This is a genomic window from Brachyspira suanatina, from assembly GCF_001049755.1.
GTDB classification, from domain to species: domain Bacteria; phylum Spirochaetota; class Brachyspiria; order Brachyspirales; family Brachyspiraceae; genus Brachyspira; species Brachyspira suanatina.
Window position 1 is genome coordinate 1,994,969 of sequence record NZ_CVLB01000001.1, and the last position, 21,222, is coordinate 2,016,190.

17 protein-coding genes are annotated in these 21,222 nt (G+C 27.5%); 7 read left to right on the forward strand and 10 right to left on the reverse strand.

The features are described 5' to 3' along the window. Window positions 1-29: 29 nt before the first annotated feature. From tpx to BRSU_RS08595, 3 genes are all read right to left on the reverse strand, one after another. Window positions 30-527 carry a thiol peroxidase gene (gene tpx / locus BRSU_RS08585; RefSeq protein WP_048594926.1) on the reverse strand — a complete coding sequence of 166 codons (498 nt, stop codon included), beginning with the start codon at window positions 525-527 and terminating at the stop codon, window positions 30-32. A 114-nt stretch (window positions 528-641) separates the two neighbouring features. Beyond that, the gene (locus BRSU_RS08590; protein ID WP_048594927.1) at window positions 642-1,295 is read right to left on the reverse strand and encodes an RluA family pseudouridine synthase; all 654 of its coding nucleotides are present in this window, start codon (window positions 1,293-1,295) and stop codon (window positions 642-644) included. A 29-nt stretch (window positions 1,296-1,324) separates the two neighbouring features. After that, window positions 1,325-3,052: a motility associated factor glycosyltransferase family protein gene (locus tag BRSU_RS08595; protein ID WP_048594928.1), complete on the reverse strand. Its 1,728-nt coding sequence runs from the start codon at window positions 3,050-3,052 to the stop codon at window positions 1,325-1,327. A 122-nt stretch (window positions 3,053-3,174) separates the two neighbouring features. Here BRSU_RS08595 and BRSU_RS08600 point away from each other — a divergent pair, with 122 nt between their 5' ends. The 3 genes from BRSU_RS08600 to BRSU_RS08610 all read left to right on the forward strand — a co-directional run bounded on the left by BRSU_RS08600 (window position 3,175) and on the right by BRSU_RS08610 (window position 6,912). Continuing rightward, window positions 3,175-3,600: a response regulator gene (locus BRSU_RS08600; protein ID WP_048594929.1), complete on the forward strand. Its 426-nt coding sequence runs from the start codon at window positions 3,175-3,177 to the stop codon at window positions 3,598-3,600. Window positions 3,601-3,796: 196 nt separating this feature from the next. Next, window positions 3,797-6,301: a DNA gyrase subunit A gene (gyrA, locus tag BRSU_RS08605; protein WP_048594930.1), complete on the forward strand. Its 2,505-nt coding sequence runs from the start codon at window positions 3,797-3,799 to the stop codon at window positions 6,299-6,301. A 260-nt stretch (window positions 6,302-6,561) separates the two neighbouring features. Then, entirely contained in the window at window positions 6,562-6,912 is a 351-nt protein-coding gene (locus BRSU_RS08610) for a PepSY-like domain-containing protein (protein WP_048594931.1), read from the forward strand. Between the two features lies 1 nt (window position 6,913). Here the strand turns inward: BRSU_RS08610 and BRSU_RS08615 are convergent, their stop codons facing one another. The 3 genes from BRSU_RS08615 to BRSU_RS08625 form a co-directional block, all read right to left on the reverse strand. Continuing rightward, window positions 6,914-7,588, reverse strand: a complete 675-nt coding sequence (locus BRSU_RS08615) for an ABC transporter ATP-binding protein (RefSeq protein WP_048594932.1) — start codon at window positions 7,586-7,588, stop codon at window positions 6,914-6,916. Next, window positions 7,585-8,148 carry a hypothetical protein gene (locus tag BRSU_RS08620; protein ID WP_048594933.1) on the reverse strand — a complete coding sequence of 188 codons (564 nt, stop codon included), beginning with the start codon at window positions 8,146-8,148 and terminating at the stop codon, window positions 7,585-7,587. The genes BRSU_RS08615 and BRSU_RS08620 overlap by 4 nt, the downstream gene beginning before the upstream one ends. Window positions 8,149-8,271: 123 nt before the next feature. Next, complete coding sequence (locus tag BRSU_RS08625) at window positions 8,272-8,796, reverse strand: hypothetical protein (RefSeq protein ID WP_048594934.1); 525 nt, start codon at window positions 8,794-8,796, stop codon at window positions 8,272-8,274. Between the two features lie 174 nt (window positions 8,797-8,970). On the opposite strand from BRSU_RS08625, the gene mfd reads away from it, so the two are divergent. The 4 genes from mfd (at window position 8,971) to BRSU_RS08645 (ending at window position 16,486) form a co-directional block, all read left to right on the forward strand. Then, window positions 8,971-12,714 (forward strand): transcription-repair coupling factor, encoded by a 3,744-nt coding sequence (mfd, locus tag BRSU_RS08630; protein WP_048594935.1) that lies wholly within the window; start codon window positions 8,971-8,973, stop codon window positions 12,712-12,714. 179 nt (window positions 12,715-12,893) lie between these two features. After that, window positions 12,894-13,634 (forward strand): DeoR/GlpR family DNA-binding transcription regulator, encoded by a 741-nt coding sequence (locus BRSU_RS08635; RefSeq protein WP_048594936.1) that lies wholly within the window; start codon window positions 12,894-12,896, stop codon window positions 13,632-13,634. Window positions 13,635-13,654: 20 nt separating this feature from the next. Then, window positions 13,655-14,572 carry a 1-phosphofructokinase gene (pfkB, locus tag BRSU_RS08640; protein WP_048594937.1) on the forward strand — a complete coding sequence of 306 codons (918 nt, stop codon included), beginning with the start codon at window positions 13,655-13,657 and terminating at the stop codon, window positions 14,570-14,572. Window positions 14,573-14,605: 33 nt separating this feature from the next. After that, window positions 14,606-16,486: a PTS fructose transporter subunit IIABC gene (locus BRSU_RS08645; protein ID WP_048594938.1), complete on the forward strand. Its 1,881-nt coding sequence runs from the start codon at window positions 14,606-14,608 to the stop codon at window positions 16,484-16,486. A 78-nt stretch (window positions 16,487-16,564) separates the two neighbouring features. Here BRSU_RS08645 and BRSU_RS08650 read toward each other — a convergent pair whose 3' ends face one another. The 4 genes from BRSU_RS08650 to BRSU_RS08660 all read right to left on the reverse strand — a co-directional run bounded on the left by BRSU_RS08650 (window position 16,565) and on the right by BRSU_RS08660 (window position 21,219). Further along, window positions 16,565-18,166 carry a peptide ABC transporter substrate-binding protein gene (locus BRSU_RS08650; protein WP_048594939.1) on the reverse strand — a complete coding sequence of 534 codons (1,602 nt, stop codon included), beginning with the start codon at window positions 18,164-18,166 and terminating at the stop codon, window positions 16,565-16,567. A 32-nt stretch (window positions 18,167-18,198) separates the two neighbouring features. After that, window positions 18,199-18,516 carry a periplasmic substrate-binding domain-containing protein gene (locus BRSU_RS15020; protein ID WP_280642054.1) on the reverse strand — a complete coding sequence of 106 codons (318 nt, stop codon included), beginning with the start codon at window positions 18,514-18,516 and terminating at the stop codon, window positions 18,199-18,201. A 71-nt stretch (window positions 18,517-18,587) separates the two neighbouring features. After that, entirely contained in the window at window positions 18,588-19,826 is a 1,239-nt protein-coding gene (locus BRSU_RS08655) for a peptide ABC transporter substrate-binding protein (RefSeq protein ID WP_280642055.1), read from the reverse strand. Between the two features lie 67 nt (window positions 19,827-19,893). Further along, window positions 19,894-21,219, reverse strand: a complete 1,326-nt coding sequence (locus tag BRSU_RS08660; RefSeq protein ID WP_048594940.1) for a PDC sensor domain-containing protein — start codon at window positions 21,217-21,219, stop codon at window positions 19,894-19,896. Window positions 21,220-21,222: the final 3 nt, after the last annotated feature.

Consider the following 21,222-nt stretch of genomic DNA (forward strand, 5'->3'; position numbering starts at 1 on the left):
ATATATTTCAATTATAATTTAATCAAAAATTATAAAAGAGCTTTAGCAGCATTTAAAGCAGCATCATAATCTGGTTCATTAGTGATTTCTGGAACGTACTGAACATATTTAACAACATTGTCTTTGTCTAATACGAATACAGCACGAGTAAGAAGCTGTAATTCTTTTAATAAAGTACCGAATTTTCTTCCGAAATCTTTTTGATTGTAGTCAGAAGCTACGATATGAGAAGCAGCATTAGCAGCAGCACACCATCTAGCTTGAGCAAATGGTAAGTCAACTGATACTGTTACAACTGTTACTCCTTTAAGAGAAGCAGCTTCTTTATTGAATCTTTTAGTTTGTATATCGCATACAGGTGTATCCAAAGATGGTACAGAAGAAATGATTTTTACTGTATCACCAGCATCTTTTAAAGACCATGGGCTTAAATCTGTTTTTAATACTGTAAAATCTAAAGCTTTAGCTCCAACTGTTAATTGAGCACCTTCTAAATTTTGTGTTGCACCTTGAAATGTAACTGTCATATTTTTAACTCCTTAAACAATTATTTTTATTAAAAAATGAAAATAATTATTAATTTAATTATTTAAAGAAAATATATAATTATTAAAAAAAAAGTCAATAAAAAAATATTACAATTATATTCTTTTTGTAGATTCTAGTAATTTTAGTCTTATTAAAAATTCTTTATTGTGTTTTATATTTATATCAATATCTTTTTTTGTGAAAGGATGAACAAAATGAATCTCTTTGGCAATTAAAGCAAAACCTTTCATTTTGTAAATACCAGCATTTTTTGAGTATATTTTATCACCTATTATAGGATGTCCAATATATGAAAGATGTACCCTTATTTGATGAGTTCTTCCTGTCAAAGGTTTTAATTCAAGCAAAGTATGTTCATTTAATCTTTTTAAAACTTTATAATGAGTTATTGCTGATTCTCCGCCTTCTTTTACTGATAATGGAATTCTTCTATTAGGATTTTTTTTGTCAATGCCTATTGATATATCTATTGTGCCTTTTTCCTTTTCTACTTTTCCCTGAACTATAGCATGATACACTTTATTAATTGTTTTATCTTTAAAAGATTCTTCAAAATATTTTTTAGTTGCTTCATCTCTTGCAAGTATTACTATTCCTGAAGTAAATTTATCTATTCTATGAACTAAATATAAATTATCAATATGGGCATATTCTTTTTTTATTATATCTATTAAATTATTATCAACTTCAATTCCAGCTTCTTTATCAATAGCAATAAAATAATCATCTTCATAAATAATTTTCATTTCATATTCACTTTATAATTTTTATAATTTCATAATCTTTCTATAATCAAAGATATTCTAGTAAAAAAGTAATTCACATTCCTCAAACTTTCAGCTATAAGAAATATTAACTTTTCTCTGGTTTCTCTTTCTCCCCTTTCGCACATAAGTATAGTTGTAGAAAGAATAGTTTGAAGTATGCTTGCTTTTTTTTGATATTCTTTTACAAGATTCATAGTTTCATTATATAATTCATCTATATTATTCAAATTATTATTTATATTATTATATGTTTTTGATAAAATATTTCTAAACTCTTCTAATATATTTTTTAATTCTATATATGCTTTTTTTATATCAGTATCGGTATATTTTTTATATATACTATTAGCAATATTCAATGCCTTCTCTCTTATATTAACAACAGAAAAATTTTCAATACTTCCCTCTTCTATAGAATCTATCTTTACAGCTTCTTTAGTAATCCTCTTTATCTTCATATTTGAATATCTATCTTTGAATTCATTAAAATATTCTATCTGACTTTCAAACACAAACTCTGTAGGAGGATAATTATCTATATTTGTATTATTTTTTATAGCATTGAAATAGTACGATTCATAAGTTTTTAATTTATTAGTTTTATTCACCATATATTCATAAGAAAGTGCATGCTTAATATGTCTTTCATAAAAAGGATAGCTATTATCAAATCCTATTAATAATACTTCATCTAAACCAATATAATTAGCAAAATCTATCATAGTAGTTGCTACGGTACTTGAAGTTGTGAGGCATGATAATTCAGTGAAGCCTTGAATATATTTTATTATTCCCAAATTTTCAGAGGAAGTGAATCTTATAATATCAGCATTTATATTTCTAGGTATTATTTTATTTGCTGCTATATCCATAACTAAATATGGGAATGCTCTATTCTCATAAACAAAATCCAAAGAATTAAAAAATCCGCCGTCTACAGTAATTACAAAATCAGGAATTATACCATGTTTACATAATACACTGTAACTAGTATCCACACATATAATAAAAAAATTTTCTCTTTCTTTTTTTATATATTCTATGCTATACCTTAATGTAGGACCGGGACATATAAGTAATGCTTTAAATCCTTTAAATGCATTTTTGAAATAAATTATATCTGATGATTTCTTTATGTACTCGCTATTAAATATTATATTTTTAGTCCATATATTTTCAAAATACATATTAGTAAAAATATTGGATATTTCCTTCTCCATTATATTTAATATCTGAGTATAAAATATATTTGCATTATCCTTTTCTTCTTTGGTAAGAGATGGAAGAAGAACTAAATTAATACCGTTGATACTTTTATAATCAATAATTTTATTTATATAATCAATACTATCTTCTTTATAAACAAAAAATATATTATTATTATCAGTGTTATATATATTGTAATATGAATATTTAAAAACTGCAGCATCCTCTATAACAACTATTATTTTTAGAGTTTTTATGATTTCTTTATTAAAAAATTCATCAATATTTTCAAGAAGATATTTTAAAGTATATCCCAATCCATATCCGTATATTATGAGAAGATTTTTATTTTTATTTATATTTTCTAATGCTCTTTTGCATTCATTGTTTATATTATATTTACTATGTAAAGCTCTTCCATTTTTAGAGATTATTATAATATTATCTTTATTTTTCTCTATTTTGTATGAAGCGTCAAGTTCGCTCTGTTCTTCTTTTAATAAATTATGCAGTTTTACAGATATATTCATCTAATTATAATAACAAAAAAAATATAAAAATCAAATATATAGCAAAATATATAATAAAAAATAATTGACAATATTGATAATTATTATAAATTATAGGGATATAACATTTATGAGGTATTTTTATGTCAACTTCACCATTAGGATATAATACTAAAACAGGAAAACCATACAAAGTAATGGTTATAGATGATTCTAGTACTATAAGAATAGCTGAAAAAAAAATATTGTTATCAGAAAACTTTGAGGTAATATTAGAAGCTGACGGTGCTATGGATGCTTTGACAAAACTTAGAGAAGCAGTAGATAAACCGGATATAATAATGATGGATTTTGAAATGCCGCAGATGAACGGAATTGATTTATTAAAAAGAATAAGAGCATTAAATATAGACTCCAAGATAATAGTTGTTACTTCTTACGCCAATAAAGGCGTGTTAATGGAATTCTTGAAATTAAAAGTAGATGGATATGTTGTAAAGCCTGTTCAGCGTCAAACTGTAATGTATCATTTAGCTAAGGTAATAGGAAGAGAAGATTATTTAAAATAGAATTATTCTATTAAATCTATAGTTTATTTTTTATATAATTAAGAACTGAAAGCCCATTTTCAGAAATAAAAATATATTGCTGCAATAGTATAGTATGAATTATATACTTTCTTCTTTATTATAGTATAATTTATATATTGATAATTTTACGATAAAATGTTATAATTGTACGAATATTTTTTAAGGATATAGATATATGGCAGTAAAAAAGAATAAAGAAGATAATTCGGAAGAAAGACAATATTCCACACTGACAAAAGATATCTTGAAAAGAGTAGATCATATTTCAATAGAAAATGAATTAAGAGAATCTTATCTAACTTACGCTATGAGCGTTATCGTATCTAGGGCATTGCCTGATGTTAGAGACGGATTAAAACCTGTTCATAGAAGAATACTATATGCAATGTATGATGCTAATCTTACTCATGATAAGCCTTATAAGAAATCGGCAGCTACAGTAGGAGAAGTTTTAGCACGTTATCACCCACATGGAGATTCTGCTGTTTATGGTACTATGGTAAGAATGGCGCAGGATTTCTCTATGCGTTACTTGCTTGTAGACGGACAGGGAAACTTCGGTTCTATAGATGATGACCCGCCGGCAGCAATGCGTTATACTGAAGCTAGAATGACGCGTTTTGCTGAAGAAATGCTTAATGATATAGAAAAAGAAACTGTAAAATTCGTACCGAACTTTGATGATTCCAGAACTGAACCTTCTGTACTTCCTGCAACAGTACCTCAGCTTTTAGTCAATGGAAGTATGGGTATTGCTATCGGTATGGCAACTAATATGCCTCCTCATAACTTAAAAGAGGTTGTAAATGCTATAATTTATTATATAGATCATCAGGATGCAGAAATTAAAGACTTAATGCGTTATATACAAGGTCCTGACTTCCCTACTGCTGGAATTATATACGGTAAAGAAGGAATAAAAGAGGCTTATACTACCGGAAAAGGCAGAATTAAGCTAAGAGCCAGACTTGAAGTAGAAGAAACTAAAAGAGACAGAGAAGCTATAGTAGTAAAAGAACTTCCTTACGGAGTTGTAAAAACTACTTTGCATGAAAAAATAGCTGAATTGGTTAAACAAGGAAAAATTGAAGGCGTAGCAGATATAAGAGATGAATCAAGCAACAGAGCAGGTATTCGTCTTATAATAGAGCTTAAAAAAGGTGTTGCTACACAAATAGTTCTTAACCAATTATGGAAACATACTGATTTAGAAACAACTTTCGGTATAATAAACCTTGCTTTGGTTAATGGCGAGCCTAAAGTATTAAATTTAAAAGAACTTATCAAATATTTTGTTGATCATAGAGTTGAAGTAATCACAAAAAGAACAGAATATGATTTGAATCAGGCTAAAGCTAAGGCTCATATATTAGAAGGCTTATTAATAGCACAAGCTAATATCGAGGAAGTTATAAGAATAATAAGAGAAAGCGAAAATACTGATGCTGCTAGAAATACTCTTATGAATAGATTTAAACTTTCAGAAAAACAGGCTCAGGCTATACTTGATATGCCTCTTAAACGCTTAACTGCTTTAGAAAAATTAAAAATAGAACAAGAATTACAGCAATTAAGAGAATTTATAGCTTATTGTGAAGATTTGCTTGCTCATCCTGAAAAAATACTTGCTGTTATTAAAGATGAACTTAAAAAAATAGCTGAAAAATACGGTGATGACAGAAGAAGTGAAATAATAGGAAAAACTAATGATACTGAAATAGATGAAGAAGATTTGATACATGATGAAGATGTTGCAGTATCTATTACTACTCAAGGATTCATTAAAAGAGTACCGGCTTCAAGTTATCGTACTCAAGGAAGAGGTGGCGTAGGTGTTCAAAGCGGAAAATCTCAGGGAGAACATTATATAGAACATTTATTCGTTGCTTCTACTAAAGACTATTTATTCATATTTACAGATAGAGGCAAGGCTTTTTGGATGAAAGTGCATGAAATTCCTGCTTTAACTAAGATATCTCAGGGTAAAAGTATTAAATTTATACTTAACTTAGCACCTGAAGAAAAAATTACAAGCTACTTCACAGTATCCGAATTTGATCCTAAACAATCAATAATTATGGTTACTAAAATGGGTACTATAAAGAAAATGGAATTAAAGCATCTTGAAAACGCTAAAAAAAGAGGAATACTTGCTTTAACATTAGAAAATAATGATGAATTAGTTGCTGTTTCACCTGTAGAGACTGGAGATGATTTCATTATGACTACTGCTACAGGACTTGCTTTGAGAATCACTGAAGAAAAAATCAGAAAAATGGGAAGAGCTGCTGCAGGAGTTAAAGGTATTGCTTTAGATGATGATGATGTTTGTGTATCAGGAAATGCTATACATAAAGGAGAATCATTAATAGTTATTACAGAAAATGGAATAGGAAAAAGACTTTCTTCAAAACAATTCAATGTTAAAGGAAGAGGCGGAAAAGGACAAATATATATCAAACCAGACAATAAAACAGGAAATGTTGTCAGCGTAAAAACAGTAGGAGACAAAGATGAAATAATGGTTGTTACTACTGACGATATGACTATAAAGATTAAAGCTGATTCTATACCTGAACTTGGAAGAAATGCTAAGGGTGTCAAAATCGTTAATATTTCTGATGGTGCTAGAGTTAGTGATTTGGCTGTTGTACCTGCTGATAATGAAGAAAAGAAGTAATAAATAATTTTATTACTATATATTTTAAGCCTATATATTGTTATATAGGCTTATTTTTTTAAAGTTTGTAATTTTTCTAAATTTTTGTTATATTAATAATATAGAGGAATACGTATTCAGAAATATTTGAAATGAAAGTTATTTTATTTCTTAAATTTTTAATTTTGATTAATTACAATTTTTTCTATTAAAGAAAAAATTACTTATTAAATATATAAAAATATAGATAATATTAATATGTTGTTTTTTGGGGTTAAATTATGGATACTATGTTAAAACTTCCTTATGAAGCTGAAATATTTATAAAGAGTAAATTTCTTAAAGCACAAATAGTAGAAATCGAGAAAATAGAAAATATTTTCAAAGTAGAACTCGATAATGAAGTATTTATCACATTCGATGAAAATGGCAACTGGATTTCTATTAACAGCCAAAAAAGACTGCCGGAAGCTGTTATTCCAGATGTAGTACAAAATAAAGTAAGTAAGTTAAAAAGATCTGAAACAAAATATCAATATAAAAATTTAGACATTAATGAAATAAGGAAAATTATTAATTCATACAGAGTAATATTAGATCATTATTTGGAAATGCATATATATAGTAATTAAATCATTTCAAACAGCGAACTATTTTACCATTAGACATTTCATAAACATTATTAGCATAAGCTGCTATGTTATGAGCATGTGTAACCATGATTATGCTAGTTCCTTGTTTATTGATTGTTGTTAGTATTTCCATCAAAGTTTTTGTAGTTGCAGGATCAAGATCGCTTGTAGGCTCATCAGCTATTAAGCATTTACAGCCATAAGCTAATGCTCTTAGTATAGCAACCTTTTTCATTTCCCCACCCGAAAGATTAGATGCTTTAGAATATGTTTTATCTTTAAGAGCAAACAATTCTATATTCTCTTTAGTCTGATTTATTTTTTCATCTGTAATTTTATGTTTAAAAGCTAAAGGCATTAATATATTATCTATAACACTTATTGTAGGTATAATTACAGGATACTGAAATATATAAGAAAAATATTCTCTTCTAAAACTTGCAAGAACATCTTCACTAGCTCCATTCAATTTGAAAGAGTCATAATATATAGTTCCGCTTGTAGGTTTAAGTATACCGCCTATTATACTAAGCAATGTACTTTTACCGCTTCCTGTATGTCCTACAAAACTTATAAAATCACCTTGATTGATATCTAAACTAATATCCTCACAAGCATTGCACTGATTAACTCCCAAAGGGAAAACCTTTGATACATTGATTATTTTTATATTCATAGTGTTCCCCTCAAATCATCATAAGGATCTTTGTGTAAAAGTATAGAATTAGAAATAAAAGCCCCTATCATAAAACCTACTATTAGTACAGCATTAACCAATAATACAACATAAGCACCATTTATTACATCAGAAAATTCTATTAAAGTTAATATATATGAACTGTATCTTAAATATAAGATAAACATTTCTATAATACATATTAAAAATGATACTAAAGGATATAAAAGACTTATTAATATAGCCAATTTTCTTATAGCTAATTTAGTAGCTCCAAATATACGCAAAGTAGAAAACATTCTGCTATTCTTTGAAAATATATAAGAACTAGATATTGCAGAATATAGTACCCCTATTATAAATATTCCTATGAATAAAGCATATATAGAAAACTCTCTGAAAAAAGGTATATTTTCATTTAATAATATTTCATATTTCCATACCAAACTGAATATAGAAGTTACAGCCATAAGCTGAGATAATGAAATAAATATAATTATTGAAAAAACAATACTTCCTTTAATGAGTTTTGAAGCATATCCTATAGTTGAATTATACACAATAAAAACCTTTTATTTTTTTTAACCTATTAGTAGTATCTTTGTAAAATATAATACAGGTCTTTCTAAATTCAATATCGATATTATTCATAATTACTTAAGTAAATTCTTTTTTAATATCAATTATCTTAAAGGGCCAAATTTTATTGTGTTAAAATTATCTACTTCTTCTATCATAGGTATAGGATATTCAGACATATCTTTGCCTTCTCTTAAAGTATTGTATATAGTTAAATTACTTTTTTTCCAATCATATAATCTTTGTTTGTATGCTTTAGTATATCCTGAAGTCATTTCTAATTTACCATTATTCAAAATAAAACCTACAAGCATATTTACTTTATCATCAGGTATAGAACCTTTCACATCATAAGCGACATAATTTAATGGCATTTTTTCATAATAATAAGCATTGGTAGCACTTTCAGCATATAGAAATATACCTGTTCCTCTTTTCATACCATTTACTTTATATTCAACATTTCCATTTTCTTTAAATGTATATAAATATCCATTAGGAGCTAATACACTTTTTCCTTTAACCGCTTTTATCCACACACTATTGTATTTACTTTGAGCAACTTTAACATTAGATGCACAAGATGTTATAGTAAATAACAATATCACTATACTATAGAATTTCAACATAAGAATCCTTAATAAAATATTTTCTATATTCTCGGCATCAAAATTAATTATTATATAAAATTATATTTATAGTGATTTTTAACAGTCTTTTCATTATATACTATTGCTATTTAATAAAATAATATTTATTATATATTAACATTTTTAATACCTTATATAAACGGTAAAAGTAATATGCATAATAGTGAATCAATATATACTGAATTAATAGAAAGATTTTCAAAAAGTGAAGAATTTTTAAATTTTGATATAAAAACTGCCAAAAGTTTAACAGGACTTAAAGGCGGAAGCGATTCTTTATTTTTTGCATCTCTTTTTAATAATAATGAAGAAAATATTTTAATAATAAAAGAAAATGAAAGCGATGCTATGCTTTTAAGCCAATCTTTAAATTTTTATAATATACCTAATTATTATTTTCCAGATTATGATACTGTTCCTTTTACCAAAATGTCTCCAGTTACAGATATAGCACAGGATAGAATAAATATTTTATATAAATTAATAAATAAAGAAAAATGTATAATAATAACAACTGTAAATGCTGTAACTAGAAAATTACCTAATAGAAATGATTTGAAAAAACTGCCTATATATTTAAATGTAGGCGATAAATTAGATTTGGATAATTTAAGATTAACATTATATGATTTAGGATATGTCATAGAGAGAGAAGTTGCTGAAAAAGGCACTGCTTCTGTGAGGGGAAGTATAGTAGATGTATTTTCTGTAGAATATAATAATCCTATTAGAATAGAATTATTTGATGAGGAAATAGAAAGTATAAGACTATTCAATGTAGAAGATGGAAGATCTTTCAAAAGCGTAGAAAATATAATTATTTATCCTGTGAGAGAAGCTATTTACAGTGATTCGGCGGTAAGTGAATTTTTAAATAATAACAACATTGAAGATGAACTTAAAGACAATATAACAAAAAGAAAGTATTTCGCCGGAAGTGAAAATTTACTGCCTATTTTTTATAACGAACTAGAAACTATATTTGATTATTTTGATTATGGTTATATATTCATTGATGATGCTTTAAAATTAAAAAATAAGCTCATAACTATTATAGATACTATAAAAGAAAATTTTAATGATATAGATAATATGTTTACTATAATAGGAGATATTTATAAACTATATATTGATAATAATTATTTTTCTGAAATAGTAAAAAAATCAATAAATATATCGCCTTTCATAACGGATATAGATATATATAAATTTCATTTTGAAGAAGGTGTTTCTTTTAAATCGAGATTAACAGATTTTCTTGATTATGTTAAAGAATATAGAGAGAAAGATTATTTAATTATACTCTCTACAGGGCATCATGATCAAGCATTCAGATTCTATAAGATAATGCAGGATTTATCGCCTACTATCATAACTGAAAATGAAATAGAAAATAATAATGAAGAAAAAGATCATCAAGATAAAGAAATCACTGACAATAAAGAAATAAACAATGATAATAATTTAGAAAATTCTGAAATTAATAATGAAGACAATAAAGAAATAATTCTTGAAGATACTAATAAAAAAGAAGAAATAAAAAAAGATTATTCAAAAAATGAAAATAATTTTTATATAATAACTACTCAGGCATCATCAGGATTCATAAAAGATGATATAAAAACAATATTCATAGCGGACTGGGAAGTATTCGGAAGAAAAAGAAAAAAGGTAAGAAAGATACCTAAAGTTAATAAAAACTTAATAGAAACATTTGTAGATTTGAATGTTGGAGATTATGCTGTTCATGTTAATTATGGTATAGGAAAGTATTTGGGACTTACAAGAAAAATGTCCAATGGTAAAGAAAAAGATTATATCACATTGGAATATGCCAAAGGAGATAAACTTTATATACCTGTAGAGCAAATGAACTTCGTACAAAAATATATATCCGGACATGGAGAAGCCCCAAAATTAACACAATTAGGCGGAAGTGCTTGGGATAAAATAAAGAGCAAGGCAAGAGAAGATGCATTAGCTACTGCAAGGGAATTAATAAAACTTTATGCTATAAGATCCAATATCAGAGGAAATGTTTATGGACCTGATACTCAATGGCAGGACGATTTTGAAGCTTCATTTCGCTATGAGGAAACAGTTGATCAGTTGAGGGCTATAAATGATATAAAAGATGATATGGAAAGCGGCAAGATGATGGATAGGCTTGTATGCGGAGATGTTGGATTTGGAAAAACAGAAGTGGCATTCAGAGCGGTATTTAAAGCTATAATGGCAGGAAAACAATGTGCTATACTCTGCCCTACTACAATATTATCACAGCAGCATTATAATAACGCTAAAAAAAGATTTGAAGACTTCCCTATTAGAATAGAAGTTTTAAATAGATTCGTTACAAGCAAACAAGCTAAAAAGAATAAAGAATTATTAAAAGAAGGTTCATGCGATTTGATAGTCGGTACTCATATGCTTTTATCAAAAGACGTGGAGTTTAAAAATCTAGGGCTTATAGTTATAGATGAAGAGCAGAGATTCGGAGTTAAGCATAAAGAAGCATTAAAAAAATTAAGATTAGAAACAGATGTTCTTACACTTTCAGCTACTCCTATACCTAGAACTTTAAATATGGCTTTAACAGGAATAAGAGATATTAGCATAATAGAAACTCCTCCATTAAACAGAATACCTGTAAAAACTTTCGTTACAGAGTTCACAGAAGATGCTGTTGTAAATGCCATAGAAAGAGAATTAAAAAGAGACGGACAAGTATTCTATCTTTATAACAGAATAGATACTATAGAATCATTCGCACTTATGATAAAAAAACTTTGTCCTAAAGCAAGAATATGCGTTGCCCATGGAAGAATGACAGGACATCAGCTTGAAAAAATTATGGGCGATTTTATTAATCATAAATATGATATATTAGTATCAACTACAATAATAGAAAACGGAATAGATATACCTAATGCCAATACTATACTAATAGATAATGCAAATAAATTAGGATTATCCGAGCTTTATCAATTAAGAGGAAGAGTGGGAAGAAGCGACAGAGAGGCTTATGCTTATATGTTCTATCCTAGCGATTTAGCATTAACAGAAGTTGCATATAAAAGACTTGAAGCTATATCCGAGCATACTGATTTGGGTGCAGGTTTTAAAATAGCTATGCGTGATTTGGAAATTAGAGGTGCAGGAAATATTTTAGGTAAAGAGCAATCCGGTATGATATATCAGGTTGGTTATGAATTATATACTCAAATGCTTGAAGAAGCTGCTAATGAATATAAAGGCGAAATAAAAGAAGTAACATTCGATACTGTTATAGATTTAAAGCATAATTTATTTATTCCTGATTCTTATATAGCCGATTCAAAAGAAAAAATATCCGCTTATAAATTAATAATGCGTTCTCAAAGCGATGAAGATATTGAATATGCTAAAGAGTTTATGATAGATAAATATGGAAAACTTCCAAAAGAATTGGAAGATATTTTCGATATAGCAAAAGTAAAAATCATATTAAAAAGAATGAGAATATTATCCGTTATAGAAGGGCATTACAATATATATCTTAAACTTGATAAACTTTCAAAAATAGATACTGATAAACTTGTAAAATTAATCAATACAAAAAATTCAGGAGTTTATTTCGATAAAGATAATCTTAATCAATTAATAATACCGGTTATACATGAAAAAGAAAATGATATAGAATGGAAATTAGAAAAAATAAAAAATGTCATCCTAGAAATAGAAGGCGAAAATTACACAGCAGATACTAATTCAAAAAATGATAAGAATATAAATGATAATCAAGAAGAGCATTCTAAAATGAGCATAGCAGAAGCTAATATAAAAAATAACAAAAACAATAGAAAAAGGACCGTATCAAGAAGATCTCCTAAATTAATAAAAGTAAATAAAAAATAATTATAAATTTGATTCATTTAAACTATATTAAGTATGATAATATGCTACAAATTATACTTAATATAGTTTTTTTATGTATTTTTTGATTGAAATTGATTATTTTTGATTGATTTTGATTGATTTTTATCGTTTTTTTGATATAATTATTAATATAAAGATTAGAAAAAGGAATGATAAAGGTGCTGAAAGTAAGCAGATACGAATTGATTTTTGAAGTTATAAAAGAGAAAAAGAACATCAAAATTGAAGAATTGATTGAAAGGCTTAACGTTTCAGAGGCAACAATTAGAAGAGATTTAACTTTTCTTGAAAAAGCAGGAAAGATAAGAAGAGTTCATGGCGGTGCTATATTAGTTGATACTCAGGAAGAAAGTTTAATATACAAAAAAGAAATATACTCAGATGAAAAAGAAAAAATAGGAAAATTTGCTGCTTCATTAGTTGAAAGCGGTAATACAATATATTTAGATGCAGGCACTAGTGTTTTTGCTATGATTAAATATTTAGCCGGCATAGAAAACATAAAAGTAGTAACTAATGGATTAAGTCATATAGAAGAGCTTTATAACAAAAAAATAGAAACATACTTGATAGGCGGAAAAATGAAAATGCTTACAGGAGCCTTAGTTGGAGCTAGTGCCGTTTTATCAATAAAGAATTTTAATTTTGATTTAGCATTTATGGGAGCAAATGGAATAGATATTGACGGCTACTCTACTCCTGACAGCGAAGAAGCTTTAATCAAAAGTGAAGCTGCTTCAAAAGCAAATAAAACTTATTTTCTATGCGATGAATCAAAATTAAAAAAGAAAAGTTTAATTAATTTTTATAACTTGGAAGATTCTTATTTGATAACAAATGCAAAAAATATAGAAGATAATATAAAAAACAAATTAAAAGATTTATACATTGTCAATTAATAAAAAGTGAGGGATTATTTATGATATATACTTTAACATTAAATCCGGCTGTAGACTATTATATAGACATGAATAACTTTGAAGAGGGAGATCTAAACAAAGTTAATAATGCCTATACATTAGCCGGAGGAAAAGGAATTAATGTTTCCAAAGTTTTAAAAAATTTCAATATTGATTCTATTGCTTTAGGATTCTGCGGAGGCTTTACAGGAGATTATATAAAAAAGCATCTTAAAGGATACGGCATAAAAGAAAATTTTATTTATTTAGAGGAAGATACAAGAATCAATATAAAATTAAAAACAAATAAAACAGAAAGCGAAATAGCAGGAAAATCTCCTAACATTTCAAAAGAAAAAGTTAATGAACTATTAAACTATATAAAAAACAATATAAAAGAAAATGATATATTAGTTTTATCCGGAAGTGTTCCTAATTCTATTGACAGTTCTATATACAAAGACATCATATCAAATGCAAATAAAAATATAAAAGTAATATTAGATGCCAGAGATGAAGCATTCAAATTCGGATTGAAAGAAAAAGTATTTCTCACAAAACCTAATAAAAAAGAATTAAGCGAATACTTTAATAAAAATATAGAATCAGCAGATGACATCATAAAATATGCTAGAGAACTAATAAAAGAAGGAAGCGAAAATGTAATAGTTTCTTTAGGAAAAGATGGTTCTGTACTTGTAACAAAAGATGAGGCATATATAGGAAATGCTCCTGATGGCAAATTAATAAGTTCTGTAGGTGCTGGAGATTCTATGGTTGCTGGAATAGTTTACGGCATAAGTAATAATTTAAATATAGTTGATTCTTATAAATATGCTATAGCAAGCGGAAGTTCTACAGCATGTTCTGAAGGCTTAACTACATTTGAAAATATGAATAAGTTTCTAGAAAAAGTAGAAATAAAAAAAATTAATTAAAGTTTATAAAGTTAATATAAATGGAGGCTAAAAATGCTAAAAGATGTTATAACTTTAGATTGTATTAACATAGATCTAAAGGGAACAACTAAATCAGAAATTATAGATGAAATGGTAGATATTCTCTATAATAACGGTAAATTAAATGACAGAGAAGAGTATAAACAAGAAATACTAAAAAGAGAAGCACAAAGCTCAACAGGTATGGAAGAGGGAATAGCAATACCTCATGGTAAAACTAAAGCCGTAAAAATTCCTACTGTTGCAATAGGTATTTCAAAAAAAGGCGTTGATTATGAATCATTAGACGGAGAACCTTCTCATTTATTTTTTATGATAGCAGCTCCTGAAAACTCAAATGATTCTCATATAGAATTATTATCAAAAATCACTACCCTTCTTCTTGAAGATGATATAAGAGAAGCACTTTTAAATGCAAAAAGCAAAGAAGAAGTTTTAGATATATTAATAAAAAATGCTGAAAAAGATAATGAAAACTCATCATTAAATCAGGAAAATAATAATAGCAGCGATTCATATCAAGTATTAGCCGTAACAGCCTGCCCTACTGGAATAGCACATACTTATATGGCTGCTGATGCTTTGCTTAAAAAAGGTAAAGAACTTGGTATTACTATCAAAGTAGAAACTAATGGTTCAAGCGGTGTAAAAAATGAACTTACAAAAGATGAAATAAAAAATGCCAAAGGTATAATAGTAGCTGCTGATAAAAATGTTGCTATGGAAAGATTTGCAGGAAAGAATGTTGATATAGTTGGAGTAAAAGAGGCAATAAAAAATCCTGAACAATTAATAAAAAATGCTATGAATCAAACAGCTCCTATATATCATAGCAGCGAAGATAATACTCAAACTTCAAATAAATTTGCTAAGAAGCCAAAAACAGGCGTATATAAACATTTGATGTCAGGCGTATCAAATATGCTTCCATTCGTTGTAGGCGGAGGTATATTAATAGCATTTTCATTTATGTTCGGTATTAATGCCAGCAATCCGAATGATCCTTCATACAATTATTTTGCTAAACTTTTAAATGATATAGGAGGAGGAAATGCATTCTTCCTAATGGTTCCTGTAATGGCAGCATTCATTGGTATGAGTATAGCTGACAGACCGGGATTTGCTCCTGCTATGGTTGGAGGATTAATATCATTAAACAGCGGCGGAGGATTTTTAGGCGGTTTGATAGGAGGATTTTTAGGCGGATACATCACTCTTTTATTAAAAAAAGTATTTAATAAATTGCCTGAAAGTTTGGACGGAATTAAACCTGTTTTATTATATCCTTTATTTGGTATATTTATTACAGGTGCTGTAATGTATTTATTCATTGTTAATCCAATAGCTGCAATCAATACAGGAATTTCAAATTTCTTGAAAAACTTAGGAACAGGAAACTTAATATTATTAGGTGCTTTACTCGGTGCTATGATGTCCACTGATATGGGAGGCCCTATAAATAAAGCTGCTTTCACTTTCGGTATAGCTATGATAGCTTCAGGACAGTACGCTCCTCATGCCGCAGTTATGGCTGGCGGAATGGTACCTCCTTTGGGAATAGCTTTGGCTACTACAATATTCAGAAATAAATTCTCTGCTGATGAAAGAGATGCAGGAAAAACATGCTATGTTATGGGACTTTCATTCATTACTGAAGGTGCTATACCATTTGCCGCATCAGATCCTATAAGAGTAATTCCTTCCTGTATGATAGGTGCTGCAATTTCAGGTGCTTTGACTATGGCTTTTCATATAGAACTTAGAGCCCCTCATGGCGGAATATTCGTTTTGCCTATAGTTAATAATCCTATAATGTATTTACTTGCCATAGTAGTTGGTTCTGTAATAACTGCTATTATACTTGGATTTATTAAGAAACCTGCGGAAAATTAACATATATCTTCTTAAAAAGGCTGTATCCTTAAATAAAGATACAGCCTAACTTTTTTACTTTATAATAAAACTATAAAACTATTCTAAATAACAATGATGGAATCTATGAAATCCTAGAGGATCATAATAAACGCCTTTTAATTTAGGAGATACAAGCAAAGGTTCTGTATAATAATATATAGGTATTATAGCTTCTTCTCTCATTAGCATTTCCTCTGCCTTATGCATAGTCTGCATTCTGAATTTTTGATCTCCTGAAAGCATAACTTGATTTATTATATCATCATAAGCCTTATTACTATAAACACTATAATTATTAGGAGAATAACTTAAACATAAAGTCATAAAGTTTATAGGATCATCAAAATCTCCATTCCATGCCCCTCTTGCCATAGTGATATTTCTATCATATCTAGTCTGCAAAAATACGGCCCATTCTTCCTGAGTCAAAGTTACATCAATACCAAGATTTTCTTTCCACATCTGCTGAACTGCTTCAAATATTTTTACATGCAGTCCCGGATCTGTTTTAAACTCCATAACAGGAAAGCCTTCTCCATTAGGATATCCTGCCTCAGCCATCAACTTTTTAGCTTCCTCAACATTTTTAGTATATCCGTCTTTAGTTATATCTATATATTCCCCGCCGTTTTTTCTGAAATCTCCTTCATAGTCAGATATTCCAAAAGGAACTAAAGCACCTGCAGGTTTCTCGCCTCCTCTAGTAATTTGCTCTACTATATAATTTCTATCAATGGCAAGAGATAATGCTCTTCTTACTCTTACATCTTTTAATATATCATTTGTTAAATTTAAACAATAATAATATGAAGATATTCTAGGTTCTATCACTATAAGTCCTTCATCTTGAAGTGTCTTTATATCTTGTCTTGGGAAAGATCTTGCAAAATGCAAAGAACCTGCTTTAACTCCTGCAACAGAAGCAGTTTCATTTTCCATAAGAACAAATGTAATCTTATCAGGAACTATATCTTCTACATTCCAATAATTAGTATTTTTTACCATTACAAGGCTTTCATCTCTGTTTCTTTCTATAAGTTTAAAAGCTCCGTTTCCTATATAAGTATTAGCATTTAAAGTCCATTCATCTCCATACTGTTCTATAATATCTTTTCTAAGAGGATAAAATGTAGGAAAACTTAAAAGCTCTAAAAAATATGCTGTAGGAGCTTCAAGCTGAACTTCTAAAGTATAATCATCTATTGCTTTTATACCTAAACTTTCTTTAGGCATAGTACCTGCTGTTATAGCTTTAGCATTTTTTACAGGTTCATGCTGATATCCATATTGACTTCCTGTAGCAGGATCAACAACCCTTTGCCAAGAATATACAAAATCACCGGCAACAACAGGGTTACCATCTGTCCATTTTGAATTTGTTCTAAGTTTGAATGTATAAGTAAGTCCGTCCTTGCTTATCTCCCAGCTTTCAGCCACACCCGGAATCAATTTTCCTTCAGAATCTTTTTCTATCAATCCTTCAAATGTATGCATCAAATAAAATACTGCATCTGAAGTTACATTTATACTGGGGTCTATAGTATTTGGTTCCGGTCCTGTATTAATAAATATAGATATACCATCGTCTGCTTTATTTTTATTAGAACATGATATAATAAATGATATAAAAATTATAAATAAAATAAATATTTTTTTCATTGATACTTAACTCCTAACATTTATATATAAAATTAATCTTCTAAATACGCTCTCATAAAACTATGCTGTCCCATAGAATCATATAAAACGCCTTTCAATTTAGGGGATACTAATATAGGCTCGCTTGAGAAATATATAGGTATCATTGCCATATCAGCTATTAATAATTCTTCAGCTTTATGCATGGTCATCATTCTATGAGATGAATCTGTAATTAATGTAGCTGTTTTTATCAAATCATCATATCTTTTATTAGTATAAAGACTATTATTATTTGGCGAAGTACTTAAAAATACTGAAAGGAAATTAATAGGATCATTAAAATCTCCATTCCATCCGCCGCTTGCCATTTCAAAATTTTTATCGAATCTTTGATTAAATAAATCTGATAATTCTAATTCTTCTATATTTACATCAATACCTAATTATCTTTCCACATTTTTTGTATAGCTTCAAATATTTTTCTATGTGCTCCATATGTAGTTTTTAAAGTCATAACAGGAAAACCGCTTCCATTAGGATAGCCTGCAAGAATCATAAGTCTTCTTGCTTCTCTAATATTATTTTCATAATTTTTTTTACTTATGTCTATATAATCTCCTCCATTTTCTCTGAAATCTCCAAAGAATCCTGGTATTCCATAAGGTACAAAAGCAGCTGCTGGTTTTTCTCCATTTTTGATAACATTTTCAACTATATAATTTCTATCAATTGCAAGAGATAAGGCTTTTCTTACATTTATATCAGATAATGTTTTATTTGTTGTATTTAAAAAATAAAAATATGTTGATATTCTAGGTACATTATGTATATATCCTGCCCTTTGTAATGATACTATATGTTCTATTGGAAAATTCCTTGAAAAATGAAGTACTCCGTTTTTAACTGAATTTAAAGAATATATAGGATCATTTTTCAATATAAATTCTAATCTGCTTGGTATAACTTCTCTATTATTCCAATAGAATTCATTTTTTTCCATAATAATAACTTCACCTATTTTTCTCTCTACAACTTTAAATGGTCCGTTTCCTATGAAAGTTTCTGCTTTTTCTGTCCAATTATCCTCATACATATTTATTATATCCTCTCTCAAAGGATAAAATGTAGGATAAGATAAAATTTCAAGAAAATAAGTTAATGGCATATCCAGAACTATTTCTAATGTATAATCATCTATAGCTTCTACACCTAAATATTTTGTTTCTATTTCACCATTAAGAATATTTTTAGAATTGTTTATAACATTATATTGATATGCGAATTTACTTTTAGTCTTAGGATCAAATAACCTTCTAAAAGAGTAAACAAAATCTTTAGCTAAAACAGGATTACCATCAGACCAGTAAGCATCTTGTCTAAGATTAAATGTATATACAAGTCCGTCAGCACTTATACTCCAACTTTTAGCAGCAGCAGGTATTATTTTACCATCTTTATCTTTACTTACCAAACCTTCAAATATATGATTTAAATATATTAAACTATCTCCTGTTACATTTTTACTAGGATCCATAGTGTATGGTTCCTGACCTATATTTATAAGTAATGAAAAATACTTTCCTTGAGGCGGAGTGTGATTAATACTTTCTTCTATTTTTGTACAAGATATAATTACAGGTATCAAAATAATTATGAAAATATAATATTTTTTTAACATTTTAGTATCCAAATGATATTTTATTTCAACTAAGTATATATTTTATAACATTTAATGTCAAATAATATTATTTTATTAGTTTAAAATATTCTATTATATTTTTTAATTCTTCAGATTCCTCAGAAATAGATTTAGAACTTTCAGAAGCCTCATCTACAATTTTATAATTACTATTTGATTTGTTACTATGTGAAATTACTGATTTTGAACAATTATTTACTTTATAATTTTTTCCTTTTATGGTATTAATAATATCATTTAAATATCTTATAGTATTATCATTATCATCTGTATTCATGTCTATAATTTTATCATCATTGAATTGAATATCAGGTTTATTTTTATTAAAAAAAGTTATTACAGGTATTACCTTTTTATTTATAATATTCGGTATTATAATTATCATTAAAATAATCATCACAGAAATCATAATTCCAATCATTATTGATATTTTATAACTATTTTTTAATACCATAATTGATGGTATTGCCACTTCTAATCCCCAATACACATTATCAAACACATTTATAGGCTTTACAATATAAAAATACCTATTTGATTTTTTAACATTATATTTTTCTATTATTAAGCTTTCATTAGAATTTACTATTTCTACTGCATTATAATTATGATAAGGATGATATAAATTAGTAAAATTCTCCCCTATGATTTCCATATCAGTATTACAGTATATAATATTTCCTTTTTCATCAAATAAAGTAGTTGAAATATCATCCCCTATACTGAAATTCATACTATCTGAACTTACATCCAAACCAATTACACCTATAATATCATCATTTGAACATATAGGCATCAAACAAGTTTGAACTTGCTTATACTTATTTTGTATCTGAGCGGTATACATAGGAGTTATGCATATTGCTCTTTTTTCTATTGTATCATCAATAAATGATAATTTTAAATCTAAATTTTCAATTCCGAATCTTGATATATTACCGTCTTCATCTTTAGCCATATATATTCCAAATCTTCCATCTATATTTTTATATAAACTATTATTTTTATACGTATTGTCATTACCAATTACATTTGGAAGAAATAATAAAAAAATAGCCTCAGCATTTTTACTCATTTTTTTAGAAAATTTATACATAAAATTTTCATATATTTTTCTATTTTTTACATTACTATTGTATAATTCTTCAGTAACAAATTTTATATTTTTTATATAATTCAATTCATTATTAATTAAATCTCTCATATTTAATAATTGAACTTCAGATATTTTATCTATTATTACTAAAGAATCGTTTTTAGAAATATTAAATGTATGTATAATGGTTACAATGCCAAATATAACTATTATTATTATTGTAGGTATAATAATAAATAAACTTACTTTTATATTTAAACTATTTTTACTATTCATAAT

Bases quoted from the DNA above. Each gene is read 5' to 3' on its own strand.
- tpx (WP_048594926.1), bottom strand. From the start codon at position 527: ATGACAGTTACATTTCAAGGTGCAACACAAAATTTAGAAGGTGCTCAA.
- BRSU_RS08590 (WP_048594927.1), bottom strand. From the start codon at position 1,295: ATGAAAATTATTTATGAAGATGATTATTTTATTGCTATTGATAAAGAA.
- BRSU_RS08595 (WP_048594928.1), bottom strand. From the start codon at position 3,052: ATGAATATATCTGTAAAACTGCATAATTTATTAAAAGAAGAACAGAGC.
- BRSU_RS08600 (WP_048594929.1), top strand. From the start codon at position 3,175: ATGTCAACTTCACCATTAGGATATAATACTAAAACAGGAAAACCATAC.
- gyrA (WP_048594930.1), top strand. From the start codon at position 3,797: ATGGCAGTAAAAAAGAATAAAGAAGATAATTCGGAAGAAAGACAATAT.
- BRSU_RS08610 (WP_048594931.1), top strand. From the start codon at position 6,562: ATGGATACTATGTTAAAACTTCCTTATGAAGCTGAAATATTTATAAAG.
- BRSU_RS08615 (WP_048594932.1), bottom strand. From the start codon at position 7,588: ATGAATATAAAAATAATCAATGTATCAAAGGTTTTCCCTTTGGGAGTT.
- BRSU_RS08625 (WP_048594934.1), bottom strand. From the start codon at position 8,796: ATGTTGAAATTCTATAGTATAGTGATATTGTTATTTACTATAACATCT.
- mfd (WP_048594935.1), top strand. From the start codon at position 8,971: ATGCATAATAGTGAATCAATATATACTGAATTAATAGAAAGATTTTCA.
- pfkB (WP_048594937.1), top strand. From the start codon at position 13,655: ATGATATATACTTTAACATTAAATCCGGCTGTAGACTATTATATAGAC.
- BRSU_RS08645 (WP_048594938.1), top strand. From the start codon at position 14,606: ATGCTAAAAGATGTTATAACTTTAGATTGTATTAACATAGATCTAAAG.
- BRSU_RS08650 (WP_048594939.1), bottom strand. From the start codon at position 18,166: ATGAAAAAAATATTTATTTTATTTATAATTTTTATATCATTTATTATA.
- BRSU_RS15020 (WP_280642054.1), bottom strand. From the start codon at position 18,516: ATGGCAAGCGGCGGATGGAATGGAGATTTTAATGATCCTATTAATTTC.
- BRSU_RS08655 (WP_280642055.1), bottom strand. From the start codon at position 19,826: ATGTTAAAAAAATATTATATTTTCATAATTATTTTGATACCTGTAATT.
- BRSU_RS08660 (WP_048594940.1), bottom strand. From the start codon at position 21,219: ATGAATAGTAAAAATAGTTTAAATATAAAAGTAAGTTTATTTATTATT.